Consider the following 15,377-nt stretch of genomic DNA (forward strand, 5'->3'; position numbering starts at 1 on the left):
AGGTATCAGCGGTGATGATGTGCGAGCCGACCGCAGCACGATACAGATAGGAGCAACAAAGCTCACAAGACAGGCTTTGCGGGGTGTTTCGTAAGCAGTCGTAGATTTTCTGAAAACTGCTCTCCGGTGCGGAGACATACGGACGGTTGTTGGCCGTGAGGGCCATGTTCTCGCGGTGATGGTATTTGTTGGATCTTCAGCTCTATCTCATAAGGTACCTATAAATAAATTAGCTAGTCATGGCTTTTGATGGAGTCGAATCAGAAGCTGGGTCCATCATGAGGGCCTCGTTCTTGTACCATTTCAATCAATGCTTGACCGTCGTATTGCTCAGGTAGATTTTTCGATAGCAGCCAAATCTGTCAGCACAGGATGCTAGCCATTGAAGGATCTTTGGTTTGAGTACCAGCACCACGGGCTCCAGCAGGACTTGTACCGACATAAGCATGCCGCAGAAAGCGCATCTGGAGAAATTGCTCTAGGTGCCTATTCCGCAGCGGAAAGTTGATCTAAGTATTCTGACTTGATCACTTGAGCAAGCTCGCGGCATCAATTTTTCAGGGACTCGATCGAAAGGTGTCGTTTAAGCGTCACTGGATATAGAACAGCTTATCTATGGCGCGAGAAATGAAAATGCCAGTTACCGCTAGAAGGGATGGGCAGCGGGTGGGGCAGACGTTCGGGCGCCAATTGATTACGCACATGAAGTCAATACGATTTAAAATGATTGCATTGGTTTTCTTAGCATTCAGCTGCAATGGCAAATCACAAACATCATTCCTCCCAGACTTTCAACGTACCAGCCAAGGTAGCCTATGGTAAATTGACTTGTAACTACCTTCATATGAGCACAGCAACCACGCCCTAATTAAGCAAGCGTAGCATCCGTGCTCGCTGGCCGAGGTTTTACGCTCAGTTGTGCTTATACACAATTAATCTTAAAGCGTGAAGACGCCTGCTTATTTAGTACAAATAGTGCAATCGTGCGCAGTGATAAAACAATCCTCTACGGCGAGGGAAAACAGGAAGCTTTCCCATATGTAAAGATGAGACCATTCACTCCAGGCACTACTACAATCATAGCTAATTGACAGTGGTGCAAATGACAAATGCATGGCATAATGCCACTACTAAATAGCAAACATTTTACACATATCAAACCAAGCAAACTAGCCAAAGGACTACCATGAGCGCTTTAAGAAAATTCAATTTATTTGAAGCAATGTCTTTTATAGCTACTCTTGTAGGGTGCCTCATAGCAGTCTACCAAATATTTTTCTCAGAAAAAATGTCACTACAGGTAAGTATGGAGTCCTCCATATCCTTACTTCAAGAGGACCCTATGTTAGGCGGAGACATCCAGGTATTGTACCTGGGGGAACCGGTACCTGGAATTTCTAGGCTAGATTTCTTGATACTGAATAACGGCGAAAAATCAATATCATCCTCCGAGATAGTTGCTGCACCCACTCTTCATTTTGATCAAGAATCGAAGGTTCTTTTTTCAAAAATTACTTCTTCTGACCCATCAGATGTCAATGCAAAAATAACACCAGCAAGGCAGGAAAACTCTGTAACAATAGATCCAGGCATGTTGAATCCTACTGATTACATTCGTTTTTCGGTGTATTTAAAGGACTCCAATCCTTCTTTACCTAATGTTACAGCAAGGATCAAGGGTTTGAAAAAAATTGAATTCATTGATGCTCGACCCGAATATTCTCCGGTAAAAAAACAATTACCATGGACCGTCTACCCGATTGGCTTTTTTGTTATTGCTTTTGCGCTCTTCTCCGTTCCAATGTTTAGAGAGTATCGTCAACACAAAGCACTGAGAAGAAGAATTAAGGAAGATCCTGAGCTAGTCAGCAAAATAGAGCAACCAGAAGACTTTCGGAGATTTATTGCAAAAATGTCATTCGCGATCACCAGCGAGAAGACAATGATGTCGTCTCTTCTGGAGCAGTATTCAAGTGATAGCAATGAGATCAATAAAAGGCGTCTTATCGCACAAATTGAACAAATCATTCAAGACACTGGAGGCTCAGAAATACTTGCATGCATGTGTCCCATTGTAATTCTTGGAGGCGCCAGTTACATTTATTTCCAACTGTTCTTGTAGCTTCCTTGTCGAACCGAGCGCAGATGCTCAGACATATAGAAACAACAAAGCCCGCCTAGTGCGGGCTTTGCTGGGTGTTTCGTAGACAGTCATAGACTTCTGGAAACTGATTGTGGTGGAGACAGACGGACGGTTGTTGGCCGTGGGGGCCCGGTTTTCGCGGGGCTGGAATTTGGTGGATTTTTTGATGTACCTCATAGGGTATCTATAAACAAATCAGCTAGTTATGGCTTTCAGTGGAATCGAATCGGGAATTGCGGAAGGCCCAGTGAGAGCTACGCCCAGCTACCTCAAATGCTAGATTGGGGAACGATAGAAAACGATCCATTGCAGTCGTTCGCGGGGGCCACGAAAATCTGTGTATGCTGGGTGAAGTGACGTATGGCGACGATCGAGATATCAAAGAACGCTAACTGGAAGCTATTCGAGGACGTGGCCCAAGTGCTTGGGCGGTTGCTGGACTGAAAAATTGATGAATTGGACCAGCGCTACTGGGATCTATTGGTAGACGAGCAGACGCTTACCTTGCACCTTGAGCACTATTTGGGAATTTCAGTGGTTGTTCCTGATAGCGCAGATGTAACAGTCCGACGAGTACGTGCGTTGCTCAAGCTAGATCAGCAGCATTTTCAATGGTAATCCCATTCCAACAAAATAGGGAAATTGGGACAGACCTATTATCACCGAAGCTACCCTATCACGCGCTAGCGGCAAGCTTAGCTTGAATTGACCATAGGGGACAGACAACATTTTAGGGCTCTATGGCAAGAAGCCGTCAAGCCACCTCGATTAAATAAATTCGAGAAGTGAAATCGTGGTCTGCCTCCTACTTCGCCTGTTTCACTATTTCGTTTTTTCCCTTATTTCCGCTTTCTCAAGCGCCAAATAGCTGTCAGTCAAGCCCTCAATTTCTGCTCGAATCTCTTTAATTTTTTTGTCGATATCACCATCATAGCCAATGGGTTTAACAATGTTTAGGGCTAAAAACAAATAATAAAATGCGCCTATGTATCCTACAGCACTAAACGTCCCAGCCACAGATTCAAATGCCAAACCAAATGTGATCCATATCAACGCTTTAACAATGTGGCGCGATGCCCTCAACCAAAGCAGTGACGTATAATAAGCCTTCTCAGCATCGTCTTCAGCCCTAAGTGCTCGCAGGCGTACAAGTTGCTCTTTTAGCTGTCTGATTCGTGTTTTTTTTGAGTTTGCGCGAAAGCTATCGAAGCAGTAGGCAGCAATTCTTTGCCCCATGTAGGTCAGCAATGCAAATAGTGCGGACCCCATAGCCCCCTGGACAATCACAGGAAAATCTTGAATCGACGCAATGAGTTTTTCCATTTTGGCCTCTAGCATAAAAGGGAGAAATTTTGCCTTGCTTTCGTCGCTAGGAGAAGAGGTTTTTAGATTTTAGGGCGGGGTATTTACCCGATGACCTCAGCCAACCCAATTGTCATGACATCCTGCAATGGCTCTAGGCTGTGCGAAAAGGCACTGATTACGTAGCGAGCTGAGAGCTACGAGCGTTGCCTACGACGCTCGTAGATGCTGTTTTGGTCGCAGCAATGACCCAAAAAGCCACTCACGAACGATATAGTAACAATAAGGGACACGGCAATATGGGACGGACTACGTTTTATCATTTCAGGGCTCTATGGCAAGAAGCCTTCAAGCCCCCTCGATTGAATAAATTCGAGGAACGAAATCGTGGTCTGCCCCCTATTTCAATCAAAAAATTAATCTTTCCCCTTTGAGTTTGGAACAAGCCAGCGAGACAATGGCTGCATTGCTTTTCGCGAGCTTGGCGAACGTGTCACGGTCCGGTTCTCTTTCAGCCAGCCAAACATGCGCTCGATGATATTGTGCTGTCGGTATTTGGGTCGATCAAACATTCAGGGTAAGCCAGGCTTGGGTTTGCGCTTCATCGAGCGCAGCGGGATACGGGTTGCATTCTATATTGATCGCAGTTGCGGCATAGCACTTCGGCGTCATAGCCCTTGTCGGCAAGTAACCATTTGCAGCGTTTACGCGGGCGGCCACATTGGCTGGATGGAATGCTGACTTCGTCCAGCGGGGCTGAGCATCTGATCGAAAGTCCCTTGGTTTCGCCAGCCTCGAAATCGTTGATACACCGTTTGACCACGGTCCAAAGCGATCCGCCATGTCTCGCCATGCAGCGCCCGAACAGAGTACCCAGAGCACCCCATCGAGCATTAGGCGATCGCTCAGGCACAGCCGTGGGTTTCAGTGAAGAGATCGGCGAGTACATTCTAGGCCTCAATGTTCCTAAAGCATTTCCATCACAGAATTCCTTTCGGGTGATGGTGGGGACTCTATAAAGTCTCCGCTGCTGAGGGGCGGCGATTAAGTTTCTCGGGATTTCGTACAGAGCCTAGCGTCTTCTGTCACTAACGCTTCTCTTATATTTTTCAAGAAGATGCTTGTCATTTGCGCTTGCATGTAACCGCCTTATAGCGTCGTCCGTAACAAGGGCTTTACCAAACTTCGTTCCGTATAACCCATAAGGCACAACTGCTTGTTTCTGCTCGAAGTCGCGAAGGGTTAGACGTGTTCTTTCCAAAGCGCTCAAATATTTCCCAGCAATTTCTACGAGATCACGCGACTTTATATCTGAGATTATGTATCGGTGAATAACGCGATTCCTCAAGCTGTAGAGCTCACTCAAACAATTAAAAGCCTCCTGATCAATTATTTTAAATTTTAAAGCATCTTCGAAGACCTTCCTTTCCATAATCCCCTTCTCTCCATCTGCTTGGAACAAGTATCTAGTTTCGATATTGTTCGTCTTCTCATCTAGTTGCCTTGCAATCACCAGACTCAATCTTAAATATGCATCTATTTGATTCGCTGCAATTGCAATTATCTCAATACATGCCCCTGCATCAATTGCTGCACATAGGAGATCATGTGACGCCGCAAGAGACCCTGTGAACCGATCAAACTTATCGAAATCAGCAGCCAGTTTACGATCACTCTCTGGGACTATCACAACCGAGTTCAGAATTTTAATGGCAATCCCAAGCTGTTTTGCAATCCTCTTATCGCCTTCAAGACCCACATCGTATATATATTTACCTATCAATGCTTGATCATAATAAGCGCCGAAAAACAGATGTGTGCAAAATTCGGAATTATCTTCCCTGGACGCCTTCCAGCTTAAATTTCTGACTCCGTTTGGATTGGCTTTGGCGATACTAGGAGCAAGCTCGCTCAACGGATAACAACTTATCTGAAAACAGCCTATGGGGTCTTCATAAGGTTGAAACCCGTAAGGCGACTTCTCTTCATAGTCGCTAAGGCCTGAATTAAGGTACTGCCAATCAATTGGAATTTGAATTAAAAATATTCCATTTGGCTCAGTCCAATGCTTCATATATGCCTTCCATATGCATTTTAGCCGCTCGATAAAAACTTAACTTACCAATTGGGAGATGGAAATAGCCCGAATCTTTCGGAGCTTGTCCGAGAATACAAATTCATCAGCAGTTTGTCTGTGCTCAATCATGGGCTAAGCGCTTCAGTCTATTAATGTCCGCTTCTGGTCGATTACTGCCCTTCGCGAGAGGCAGCTATGGGTCGATAGCGTTCAGCCTTAACTGGCGGCCATCGACCCATTACGGTCGTTTCCCGAAAGACACTCCGACAAATAACACGCATCCTAGAGTCTCTGCAAAGGATAAGCGTGTGGTCAGTCATAAGAAATTGGCAGGATCAAAGCCGACTCTTATCGATCTACTCAGGACATCGATGCCCCATATACATAGGCGGCTTATCATTTATTATTAAGCTCATCTAGCTGTTTTTTCAGTCGAGCAAGCTCTTCTCTTAGTTCGAGATTTTCTTTTTCTAGCATTTTTGCCCGAATAGCTTTTTTGTTTGCGCTACCGGGTATAGATAGCAGCGTTTCAAGCTCATCCTTGTATGGCATTATTGGCTGATAAAGCTGGTGATATGCCCTACCAACTGCGCCCCTGTAAAGCTGTAACTCTGGCCTGCTGCTTCCGACCAATAGAGTATGCCTGGTGGCAATTCCAGGGTATGGGTCAATGTATACAATTTTACTTATGCCAAGCTGGTAAGCTTTCTTGGAACAAAGTTCGCATGGACTGGCTGTCGTAAATAGCACTCCATTCCTAAGCTTCATTCCACCATGCTTTGAAATCTGAAGAAACGCATTCTCTTCGGCGTGCAGTGAACGTGTGTGAACTTGGTTTTTTTCACCGTCTATTTCATTTTGCATGTCTTTAAAGCAGAAGGATAAATTACGACCTTCCAACAAGGTTGATTTTCTTAGCCCATCAAATTTCTCATGCAAAACTTCTCTGAATTTAATATCATTTCTTTCATACTCACTATATGCAGAGGTGTCTTGACCAAGCAGTAAATCTTCGGCATTTCTGAGAAGGCATGGCACCTGTCCCTGTGGCGTGTTGTTCCACCCAACTGATTTTACTGAGAACTCCTCATCCGTTACAACCGCCCCCACTTGTCTTGATATACAGCCTGAACTTTGCTTGACCGTGTAAGCAATTTGCATGCAGTTTTCCAGAGATGTTGGCATCACCAAGCCTGGATGTTGCACTAGAGAAACATACCAGGCAAGCTGACACTTAAGCTCAACATTATTGAACTGCTCTTTTCTAGGATTGTGTATGTGTATATCGGATATCTCAATACATTTTTGAATGTTCTGCGATATAAATTTATTATACCCAGAAAGCTTTCTTGGGTACTCTTTTTCATCAAGATCTTTTATTTGAGATTCAGAAAATTTGTGTGTACTGCGGAGGTGGGCTAGCCTGTTTTCATTTTCTGTGTTTATTGATACCAGATAGAAACCAGCGTAACGCTCTTTGAAAAATATTGCTTCGTATGGATTCCTAATAGCATCAATCACAATGAAACAGGACTCATTATTCTTTCGAGCCAAATGGTGCGCAGACTTTATTATTTTATTTATAGTCCTAGGGAAATGAAAAACCTTTGAATCATCAAACCTAGAACTATTTGCTTGACCGGAAGCTCGTATGTTATCGCCTGCGGCCTGGTATATTTTTGTGTATGCATCAAGCGAAATATTTTTTAGACCTTCTCGTATTTTATCCGAGAAGGCCGGCAACCGATTGAAGTACAGATCAAAAGCAAATTCTTGCTTTTCTTCTATTTCATCTAGCGTGCTTTCAGGACTCCTAAGGTAGTCCGATATTTCGACGTGTAGAATATCATATTCTTCTTTTATCTCCCTCATGGCCTCTGAGGCATTATGTATATCTCTAGCCATAACATCTGAAACAAATCGACAAAACTCTGAAAAATTTAATGCAAGGATGAATCTAGTTATAACCGTTCTAACTTGAAGGCACTTAAATGGCTGCCATCGATGCTCAATGAACTTCTTAATTATTCGGTGTTTTCTTAGCTCATTATTGGAGATTCCGACATATGCGTTCTCTGGAAGCTCAATGGCGGTACTACAAAGAATCTCTGCTGATGTAGAGCAGCCTGAACCTGTTCTTCCTGTCAAACCAATTACAACAAATCTTTTATTCTCTTTATAAACGCTTCCAATAGCTCTAGACGATGAGTTCCCGGAGAGTTCTGACATATGCATGCTCCATACGTTTTTTTTGGAGGGATTATCAGCTGTTGTCTATGTCGATTGTGAGTCCGTAAAAATACTGAGCGTAGCGATACCTGGCAGTAATGGCAATCTGCGGCCATCCATCCTGGAGGTCAAAATCTGCCATATCGAATACCACTTCATTCACCCAAATAGAAATAAGACGTATTTATTACTTGATCGGACAATCTGCTCCTTCCAAAAACAGCCCTTCACAAAGGGCTGTTTTGGCTCGAAAGCGGTCGGTCGCTACTATCAATCAGATCTTCGCTTGGCACTTGAAGAACCATGTTTTTTCTAAACGATGAACTAGCAGCTGCACGGTCAGCAGGTAGTAATAACGCGTTGCGTCACTGCGTTCGCGTAGGCGATGATCTAGGAACCAAGCGACATGCTTTCTCTGCCAAACCCAAGGCGTTTCTCGTTGCCAACGCTCAGCGATTGCAGCTTGGATAACCTTTGCCTGCCGCAAATGGCGTTGCCGCGTCGCGTAGGATCCGGTCAGCACGCCAGCCAAGAACAGCTCCATATCGAATGGCTTGTTCATGTCCGTCCGCCAATATAGGCCGCGACCACATCGATCCTACCGTGCCCAAGCTCATAGCTGATTTGCCTTCGGGCCTTACGATCAAGGCACCGATCCATCTTGCGACATTCATCGCCATTGATAGGCGAGCGGTGCTGGGTGATCTGCTCATAGCGCTCACATGCATAAGCCGCTCGCAGCTCATGGAAGCCCTTGAGGTTGTAGACATGCAGGATGGTCCGCGCATGGCAGGTGATTTCTCGTAAAAAATTCAGATAGCTTTCGTGCGGAGCAATCAGGTTGCGGCTACCCCCAGGCGACACCTGCAATGCAAACCCAAGCGCCTCGCGAACATGACCGTTCACCGCAATCCAACGTGGCGCCGAGGCTCCGGAGCGACCGCCTTTAGTGCCATCCTGAATGTTGATCCTGCTAAATTCGTTAGCCTCACGGCTCAGCCGTGGCAGGTCAGCCAAGATGGCCTCACGCAAGCGCATGCCGGTGGCTCGCGCCAACAGAACGATCGCGGCGACCCGCTGCTGATCATGGCGGCAAAGCGCATCAACGATTTGCTTAACCTGTTCGCGGTCCTGGCCTTGTGGGGCCAATTGACGAACCCCGCTGCGCTGCATACCCAATGCCTTGCTCGGGCTTGGCAACTTCACGTATTGATCACCGCGAAGCGCTGCCATGGTTCTGTTAACGCTGGATAGCCGGTTTTGTGCGGTGCTGACAGCGAGGTCACCGCGCCTAACCACGTCGCACAGATACGCCGCATAGTCGGCCAATACCTTCCGATCAATCTGCCGCGCATCACTAATACCTGGCCCCTGTTCGGAGCGGCACCACTTCACGAAGGCCTGCCACCGATCGCAGTGCGCCTTGACCGTGCCGTAGTGGCCACTGCCAAACATGTTTTTTAGCGCCTGCGGTCCTGCATAGCTCAATTGTCTGCCGTAACCGAAATTGCGGCCATCGCGTCTACCTATCAATGCCATGTCGATCACCTCATCTGCCGTTCTCTGACCCTCGCCCCACGTCATCCCGCCAAGAATGCTGAGTGTTATCAGGGATCAAGGCCCCTGCGGCCTGTGGGGATGTCCTCTAACGCGGGACTGGCGGCTCCTTACGTCCGGGAGCAAGGGCATCTCATGATCTGGCCTCCTGAGCACCGTTACCGGTGGGCGGGTGGGGGCTGCATTGGCTGACGAGACCAGTGCCGCGAGATCCTGAGCCAGGTGCAAGCAGCAATGCGATGACCGGGGCATGCCTGACTGTCAGTCAGGTGCAGTCCACTCCGTGGTCTGCGGCACCATCATCTACAGCGCTGTTGCTGATGACATCGACGTTTGTCACGCCGATTGTCACGGGTGAAGTTGCCACAAAGCCAAATGCGATGAGGGCTGCAGCAGTGTTAGACGCGCCCGTCTCTTTCCAGTGAAAGAGACGGGCGCAGGTTGGCGCATGCGAAATGGCCATGCGGGTAGGTTGCTGCAGGGCAGCGAAGTACGAGGTATTGTCTGGCGCACAAAGGGCCATGATCTGAAGTAGGCATCCATCACCGGGGAGGTGACCGGGCGAGCTGCCGGACGCGAATCGCCATTTGGGGGGAGAACCACCGCGGGAGCGGCGTGACCTTGAAGGTTCGGGTCACCTGGGGTGCTGTCATCGACAGCGCTTGCACGGCCAGTTCTACGCCTGTGGATAAACCCGGTCAAGGGTCGAAGCTCAGCGCTACTGGGGACGTGAAAAGCGGTTATCCACCGATGGAATTGAGTGGTAAATCCCGGACAACGTCTTGGCTTCTAGCTTTTCAAAGTGAGGTCCGTCCAAACAGGGCGGCTTTGCAGCCCTGTTTGGATGGACCCGCGTGAAAGAGCAGCCAGCGCCGATCTTGCAGACTCACCCGCGATCGAATGCGCCATAACCATTTGGCAAGGCGGTGACGTTATCGCCTACCGGATGGGCAAACTCATGCGGAGTGATATGGCCCGATCTGTTGGCATCGATGTAGTTACTCCACCACGCCATGATCAACCGACGCTGCTCCAGAAACTGGGCCTTGTGGATATACGCGGCGCGCACGCGGTTACGCTCCTGATGGCTCATCTGCCGCTCAATCGCTGCATCCGTCCACAGCCCTGATTCGAGCAAGGCACTACAAGCCATGGTCCTGAAACCATGCCCGCACACGTCCTTGGTGGTGTCGTACCCCATATTGCGCAGCACCTGGTTAACCGTATTCTCCGACAAGGGTTTACAGTACCTGTGATCACCGGGCAAGACGAGTTCAGAGAAGCGATTCAAGCTGTGCAGCTGCTCAAGGATCTCGATGACTTGAGGCGACAGCGGCACTATCTGAATGTCCCCACTCATCTTGGTCCCGCGCGTGGAATAGCGGACACCTTCAATCGGCTTACGGGTGTCGGGGATCTCCCACATCGCACGTTGCAGATCGAATTCATCCCACCGGGCAAAGCGCAGTTCACTGGAGCGCACGAACACATGCAGCGTCAGTAGCACTGCGAGCCGGGTCAGTTCGCGACCGGTATAATTGTCGATTCGATCCAACAGTTCAGGAAGGCGGTTCAACGAAAGTGCAGGACGGTGCACGGTGCGCGGCGCTTGAATCGAGCCGGCCAGATCGAGCGCCGGATTGTGAGTAATCTGCCGCGCCCGCTTCGCACCCCGCATGATCGTGGATAGATAGTTCTGCACACGCAGCGCTACATCCATGGTGCCGCGATCCTTGATTCGCTGGGTGACCTCAAGGAGATCATGGGTATCGAGTTCAGCGATAGGCCGCTGACCAATCAGCGGAAACACATGGGTGCGCAACCTGCTCAGCACCGTCTTGGCATGGCCCTCAGTCCACCGTCGGGACATTTCGACGTGCCACTCCAGAGCGACGGTTTCAAACAGAAGACTTGCCCGCTGAGCTGCGATCTTGGCCTTCTGCTTTTCTTCCATCGGATCAAGGTTATCGAGCAACAGAGCCTTGGCCTCATCGCGCTTGGTCCTCGCGACGGCCAATGAAACGATGGGGTACTTACCGATGATCAGCGTGCCTTCCTTGCCGTTGGGTTTGAAATACCGCAGCCGCCAAGTCTTCGAGCCACTGGGCGCGACGTACAGGTACATGCCCCCGCCGTCGAACAATTTGTAGGCCCGATCACGCGGTTTTGCCGTGCGGCATTTGAGGTCGCTGAGCGGAGTGGCTAGGCGTGGCATAGGGGTACGTTCTCCATTCAGGAAAGACGCTGTACCCCAAAAATACCCCCGGTTATTGGGGATTTAGTTGGTTCCCGACGGAGGGTCGTGGAAACGAAAAACCGGCCAGAAGGCCGGTTTAGAGGGCTTCCAAAGCATTCAGCGGAATGCAGTGGAGCTGGATGTGGTGCCGGAGACAGGAATCGAACCTGCGACCTTCGCGTTACGAGTGCGCTGCTCTACCGACTGAGCTACACCGGCGTGTAGCGCAACGTACCACTGCTCGCACCCGTTACGCAAACCCCTGTTTCGCCTACCTTATTACCCCGCCCTCAAGGCGCCTTGCACCCCTTCGGTGCCAGGTCTTCTTCAATGTCGGTCGTACACGCCCAGCCAGCCGCCGCGCGCGTCAGGGTAATGGCCTTGCCGAGCACGGTAGCCGGCGCATCCACCAGGGTACAAACGATGCTCCCGGTACCGTCCGCCGCCTTGCCGCTGGCCGTGATCGCACAATGCGCCGTAGCCGGCTGCCCACCCAGCTCGGCCACCGTCGCCACGTCCTTGCCGTCATTCAGGCGCAAGTCCATCGCCGTCTTCAGCGCGCTGATCTCCAGCAACCCGGCCGCAGCCTTCGAGCGGGACTGGTGGTTGGTGTACATCGGTAAGGCGATGGTCGCCAGAATGCCGATGATCGCGACGACGATCATCAGTTCGATCAGGGTGATACCGCGTTGCCCTTTCATGAACGTTTTCCTTTTTGATACGCGTACTCGTTGAGGTCTGTCTCGCCCCAACCGGCAGCGGCGCAGTAGGCCTGAACAGACACCTTTTGTCACCCCTGCCCGCTTGGGCGTCATCTTCGCTGAACTACTCTAGTGAGCATCATGGACGCACGCCCTGGCATGGACGCGGCAAGCTGTTTCGAAGCTTGTCGCACGGGCAGAAAAAAGGACCTTCGCATGAACCCATCGCCCCCTCTCTACACCTGGCATGGCACCGACGCCAACGGCCAGCCGGTCAGCGGCCAGACGCCTGGGCGCAGCCCGGCCCATGTGCGGGCCGGATTGATTCGCCAGGGCATCAAGGTGGCAGGTTTGCGGCCCGCCGGCGGGCTGGCCTTCAGCTTGCCGAAACGCCAGGTGAAAGCCGACTCGGCGGGATTCAGCCGGCAATTGGCGACCTTGCTCAAGGCCGGGGTAGCGCTGCTGCAGGCGTTCGAGGTGATGGGGCGCAGTGGCTGCGATGCGGCACAGGCGGCGCTGCTGGACAGATTGAAACAGGATGTGGCCTCGGGCCTCGGGCTGGCGGACGCGTTGCAGCGCCACCCAGGCTGGTTCGACGCGCTGTACTGCAACCTGGTGCGGGTGGGTGAGCAATCCGGCACGCTCGACCGGCAGCTGGAACAGTTGGCAACCATGCTGGAACAACGCCAGGCGCTGCACAGGAAGGTGCGCAAGGCGATGATCTACCCGCTGCTGCTGTTGCTGACCGGGTTGGGGGTGTCGGCGATTCTGCTGCTGGAGGTGATACCCGAATTCGAGAAGCTGTTTTCAGGCATGGGCGCGGCACTGCCAGCGTACACTCAATGGGTGATCGACTTGTCCACGCTGCTGAGCCGGTTTGCGCCGCTGTTGGTGGTGCTGAGCGCTGCGCTCGGTTTCGCCATGCGCCGGCTTTACCGGCAGCATGCGCCAACGCGCCTGTGGCTATCCCGACAAGTGCTGGGCTTGCCGGTGTTCGGCAGGTTGCTGGGGCAGGCGGCGCTGGCGCGGTTTGCCCGCAGCCTGGCTACGGCCTATGCGGCCGGAGTGCCGTTGCTGGATGCATTGGGTACGGTGGCGCGGGTGAGTGGTGGCGACTTGCACGAACAGGCAGTTTTGCGGTTGCGCCAGGGCATGGCCAATGGTCAGGGGTTGCACCAGGCGATGGCCGCCGAGCCGCTGTTTCCGCCGTTGCTGGTGCAACTGACGGCGATCGGTGAAAACAGCGGTACGCTGGACCAGATGCTGGAGAAAGCCGCCAGCCATTACGAGGAACAGGTCAGCCAGGCGCTGGACCAGTTGACCAGCCTGCTGGAGCCAGCCATCGTGCTGATCCTGGGCGTGCTGGTAGGCGGCCTGGTGGTGGCGATGTACCTGCCGATCTTCCAGTTGGGTAGCTTGATCTGAACATGACTTCATGGACTTTGCTGGCGGAGCAGCCAGCCTACTTCCTCACCCTGGCCACGCTGCTCGGCCTGCTGGTGGGCAGTTTCCTCAATGTGCTGGTGTACCGCCTGCCGATCATGCTGGAGCAGCAATGGCAGCGTGAGGCGCAGGAGGTACTGGGGCTGCCGACCACGGCGCACGAGCGCTTCGACCTGTGGCTACCGGCCTCGCGTTGTCCGCATTGCGGACATCGAATCCGCGCATGGGAGAACATTCCGGTCATCAGCTACCTGGCCTTGCGCGGCCGTTGTTCAGCCTGCAAAACCCGCATCAGCCCGCGCTATCCGTTGGTGGAGGTCGCCAGCGCGCTGCTTTCGCTGGGGGTGGCCTGGCATCTTGGCACTTCGCCCGAGGCCTTGCTGGCGCTGCCGCTGACCTGGTGCCTGCTGGCCCTGAGCCTGATCGATGCCAGGCATCAGCTGTTGCCGGATGTGCTGGTGCTGCCGATGCTGTGGCTGGGGCTGATCGTCAACGCCTTCGGCCTCTATGTCCCCCTGCCCAGTGCGTTGTGGGGGGCGGTGGTCGGCTACCTCAGCCTGTGGACGGTGTACTGGCTGTTCAAGCTGGTCACCGGCAAGGAGGGCATGGGCTATGGCGACTTCAAGCTGATGGCGCTGATCGGGGCCTGGGGTGGCTGGCAGGTATTGCCGTTGACGCTGCTGCTGTCGTCGCTGGTCGGGGCGCTGGTGGGGCTGTGTTTGCTGCGCTTGCGCCGGCATGGCTTGGGCACGGCGATGCCGTTTGGGCCCTATCTGGCGATTGCGGGGTGGATTGCCGTGCTCTGGGGTGATGAAATATACGCCTCATACCTGCAACTGCTTGGATTCTGATGACCACTGCGGCCTTTACCCCCTGGATTCTCGGCCTGACCGGCGGCATCGGCAGCGGCAAGAGCGCCGCTGCCGAGCGCTTCGTCGAGCTTGGCGTGCACCTGGTCGATGCCGACCAGGCGGCGCGCTGGGTGGTCGAACCTGGCCGCCCGGCGCTGGCCAGCATCGTCGAGCGCTTCGGCCCTGGTGTGCTGCAAGCGGACGGCCAGCTCGACCGCTCGGCCCTGCGCCAGCTGATCTTCGCCGACCCGGCGCAACGCAAATGGCTGGAACAATTGCTGCACCCGCTGATCGGCCAGGAGATCTTCAGCTACCTGGCCAAGGCCGAGTCGCCGTATGCGGTGTATGTCTCACCGCTGTTGATCGAATCGGGGCAATACCAGAAAACCCAACGGGTGCTGGTAATCGATGCGCCACAGGAGCTGCAGATGGCGCGAACCCTGGCACGGGACAACGCCAGCACCGAGCAGGTGCAGGCCATACTCAAGGCCCAGCTGGCGCGTGAGGAGCGCCTGCGCCATGCCGACGATGTGGTGGTCAACGACGGCGACCTCGCCGCGTTGCATGAACAGATTGACCGCCTGCACCACTTTTACCTGACTTTACGAGGAGGCCAGCCATGAGCCAGCCATTGACCGTCGATTGCCCGACCTGTGGCGCACCTGTGGAATGGAACGAGAAAAGCCCGTTCCGGCCGTTTTGCTCGGACCGTTGCAAGCTGATCGACCTGGGCGCCTGGGCGGCGGAGGAACACAAGATCCCGGGTTCGGATGAGTCCGAGGATGAGCTGTATTCGGGGGATCTGGAGCCGCGGCACTGAGCCTGCCGACTGCTCCTA

Annotated in this window: 13 protein-coding genes and 1 tRNA gene; 5 read left to right on the forward strand and 9 right to left on the reverse strand. The window is 52.2% G+C overall.

Annotated features, from left to right (window positions below; all coding sequences use genetic code 11):
* Positions 1 to 1,186 precede the first annotated feature (1,186 nt).
* Positions 1,187 to 2,122: a hypothetical protein gene (locus HU760_RS21105; protein ID WP_186673969.1), complete on the forward strand. Its 936-nt coding sequence runs from the start codon at positions 1,187 to 1,189 to the stop codon at positions 2,120 to 2,122.
* A gap of 843 nt (positions 2,123 to 2,965) precedes the next feature.
* Here HU760_RS21105 and HU760_RS21110 read toward each other — a convergent pair.
* From HU760_RS21110 to HU760_RS21150, 9 genes are all read right to left on the reverse strand, one after another.
* Complete coding sequence (locus tag HU760_RS21110) at positions 2,966 to 3,466, reverse strand: hypothetical protein (protein WP_186673970.1); 501 nt, start codon at positions 3,464 to 3,466, stop codon at positions 2,966 to 2,968.
* 543 nt (positions 3,467 to 4,009) lie between these two features.
* Positions 4,010 to 4,339: a hypothetical protein gene (locus tag HU760_RS21115; RefSeq protein ID WP_367615799.1), complete on the reverse strand. Its 330-nt coding sequence runs from the start codon at positions 4,337 to 4,339 to the stop codon at positions 4,010 to 4,012.
* Between the two features lie 178 nt (positions 4,340 to 4,517).
* Entirely contained in the window at positions 4,518 to 5,519 is a 1,002-nt protein-coding gene (locus HU760_RS21120) for a hypothetical protein (RefSeq protein WP_186673972.1), read from the reverse strand.
* Between the two features lie 399 nt (positions 5,520 to 5,918).
* Positions 5,919 to 7,751, reverse strand: coding sequence for a hypothetical protein (locus tag HU760_RS21125; RefSeq protein ID WP_186673974.1), 1,833 nt, complete (start codon positions 7,749 to 7,751; stop codon positions 5,919 to 5,921).
* A gap of 274 nt (positions 7,752 to 8,025) precedes the next feature.
* Positions 8,026 to 8,313, reverse strand: a complete 288-nt coding sequence (locus HU760_RS21130) for a hypothetical protein (RefSeq protein ID WP_119368769.1) — start codon at positions 8,311 to 8,313, stop codon at positions 8,026 to 8,028.
* Positions 8,310 to 9,290: an integrase domain-containing protein gene (locus tag HU760_RS21135; protein WP_186673975.1), complete on the reverse strand. Its 981-nt coding sequence runs from the start codon at positions 9,288 to 9,290 to the stop codon at positions 8,310 to 8,312. Before HU760_RS21135 ends, HU760_RS21130 begins: the two co-directional genes overlap by 4 nt.
* A gap of 904 nt (positions 9,291 to 10,194) precedes the next feature.
* Positions 10,195 to 11,523 carry a tyrosine-type recombinase/integrase gene (locus HU760_RS21140; protein ID WP_186673977.1) on the reverse strand — a complete coding sequence of 443 codons (1,329 nt, stop codon included), beginning with the start codon at positions 11,521 to 11,523 and terminating at the stop codon, positions 10,195 to 10,197.
* A gap of 164 nt (positions 11,524 to 11,687) precedes the next feature.
* Positions 11,688 to 11,763 (reverse strand) — tRNA-Thr (locus tag HU760_RS21145).
* A gap of 71 nt (positions 11,764 to 11,834) precedes the next feature.
* Positions 11,835 to 12,245 carry a pilin gene (locus HU760_RS21150; RefSeq protein WP_186673979.1) on the reverse strand — a complete coding sequence of 137 codons (411 nt, stop codon included), beginning with the start codon at positions 12,243 to 12,245 and terminating at the stop codon, positions 11,835 to 11,837.
* A 216-nt stretch (positions 12,246 to 12,461) separates the two neighbouring features.
* Here HU760_RS21150 and HU760_RS21155 point away from each other — a divergent pair, with 216 nt between their 5' ends.
* The 4 genes from HU760_RS21155 to yacG are packed head-to-tail and all read left to right on the forward strand — an operon-like array spanning position 12,462 to position 15,359.
* Positions 12,462 to 13,670, forward strand: coding sequence for a type II secretion system F family protein (locus HU760_RS21155; RefSeq protein WP_186673981.1), 1,209 nt, complete (start codon positions 12,462 to 12,464; stop codon positions 13,668 to 13,670).
* Between the two features lie 2 nt (positions 13,671 to 13,672).
* Positions 13,673 to 14,539, forward strand: a complete 867-nt coding sequence (locus tag HU760_RS21160; RefSeq protein WP_186673982.1) for a prepilin peptidase — start codon at positions 13,673 to 13,675, stop codon at positions 14,537 to 14,539.
* Positions 14,539 to 15,162: a dephospho-CoA kinase gene (gene coaE, locus HU760_RS21165; protein WP_186673984.1), complete on the forward strand. Its 624-nt coding sequence runs from the start codon at positions 14,539 to 14,541 to the stop codon at positions 15,160 to 15,162. Before HU760_RS21160 ends, coaE begins: the two co-directional genes overlap by 1 nt.
* Positions 15,159 to 15,359, forward strand: coding sequence for a DNA gyrase inhibitor YacG (gene yacG, locus HU760_RS21170; protein WP_170028160.1), 201 nt, complete (start codon positions 15,159 to 15,161; stop codon positions 15,357 to 15,359). Before coaE ends, yacG begins: the two co-directional genes overlap by 4 nt.
* Positions 15,360 to 15,377: the final 18 nt, after the last annotated feature.

Origin of the sequence: Pseudomonas oryzicola (genome assembly GCF_014269185.2) — a bacterium.
Classification (GTDB): Bacteria; Pseudomonadota; Gammaproteobacteria; order Pseudomonadales; family Pseudomonadaceae; genus Aquipseudomonas; species Aquipseudomonas oryzicola.

What these genes read in the sequence shown, in the direction of transcription:
- HU760_RS21105 (WP_186673969.1), top strand. Translation starts at nt 1,187, where the DNA reads ATGAGCGCTTTAAGAAAATTCAATTTATTTGAAGCAATGTCTTTTATA.
- HU760_RS21110 (WP_186673970.1), bottom strand. Translation starts at nt 3,466, where the DNA reads ATGGAAAAACTCATTGCGTCGATTCAAGATTTTCCTGTGATTGTCCAG.
- HU760_RS21115 (WP_367615799.1), bottom strand. Translation starts at nt 4,339, where the DNA reads ATGCTCGATGGGGTGCTCTGGGTACTCTGTTCGGGCGCTGCATGGCGA.
- HU760_RS21120 (WP_186673972.1), bottom strand. Translation starts at nt 5,519, where the DNA reads ATGAAGCATTGGACTGAGCCAAATGGAATATTTTTAATTCAAATTCCA.
- HU760_RS21125 (WP_186673974.1), bottom strand. Translation starts at nt 7,751, where the DNA reads ATGTCAGAACTCTCCGGGAACTCATCGTCTAGAGCTATTGGAAGCGTT.
- HU760_RS21130 (WP_119368769.1), bottom strand. Translation starts at nt 8,313, where the DNA reads ATGAACAAGCCATTCGATATGGAGCTGTTCTTGGCTGGCGTGCTGACC.
- HU760_RS21135 (WP_186673975.1), bottom strand. Translation starts at nt 9,290, where the DNA reads ATGGCATTGATAGGTAGACGCGATGGCCGCAATTTCGGTTACGGCAGA.
- HU760_RS21140 (WP_186673977.1), bottom strand. Translation starts at nt 11,523, where the DNA reads ATGCCACGCCTAGCCACTCCGCTCAGCGACCTCAAATGCCGCACGGCA.
- HU760_RS21150 (WP_186673979.1), bottom strand. Translation starts at nt 12,245, where the DNA reads ATGAAAGGGCAACGCGGTATCACCCTGATCGAACTGATGATCGTCGTC.
- HU760_RS21155 (WP_186673981.1), top strand. Translation starts at nt 12,462, where the DNA reads ATGAACCCATCGCCCCCTCTCTACACCTGGCATGGCACCGACGCCAAC.
- HU760_RS21160 (WP_186673982.1), top strand. Translation starts at nt 13,673, where the DNA reads ATGACTTCATGGACTTTGCTGGCGGAGCAGCCAGCCTACTTCCTCACC.
- coaE (WP_186673984.1), top strand. Translation starts at nt 14,539, where the DNA reads ATGACCACTGCGGCCTTTACCCCCTGGATTCTCGGCCTGACCGGCGGC.
- yacG (WP_170028160.1), top strand. Translation starts at nt 15,159, where the DNA reads ATGAGCCAGCCATTGACCGTCGATTGCCCGACCTGTGGCGCACCTGTG.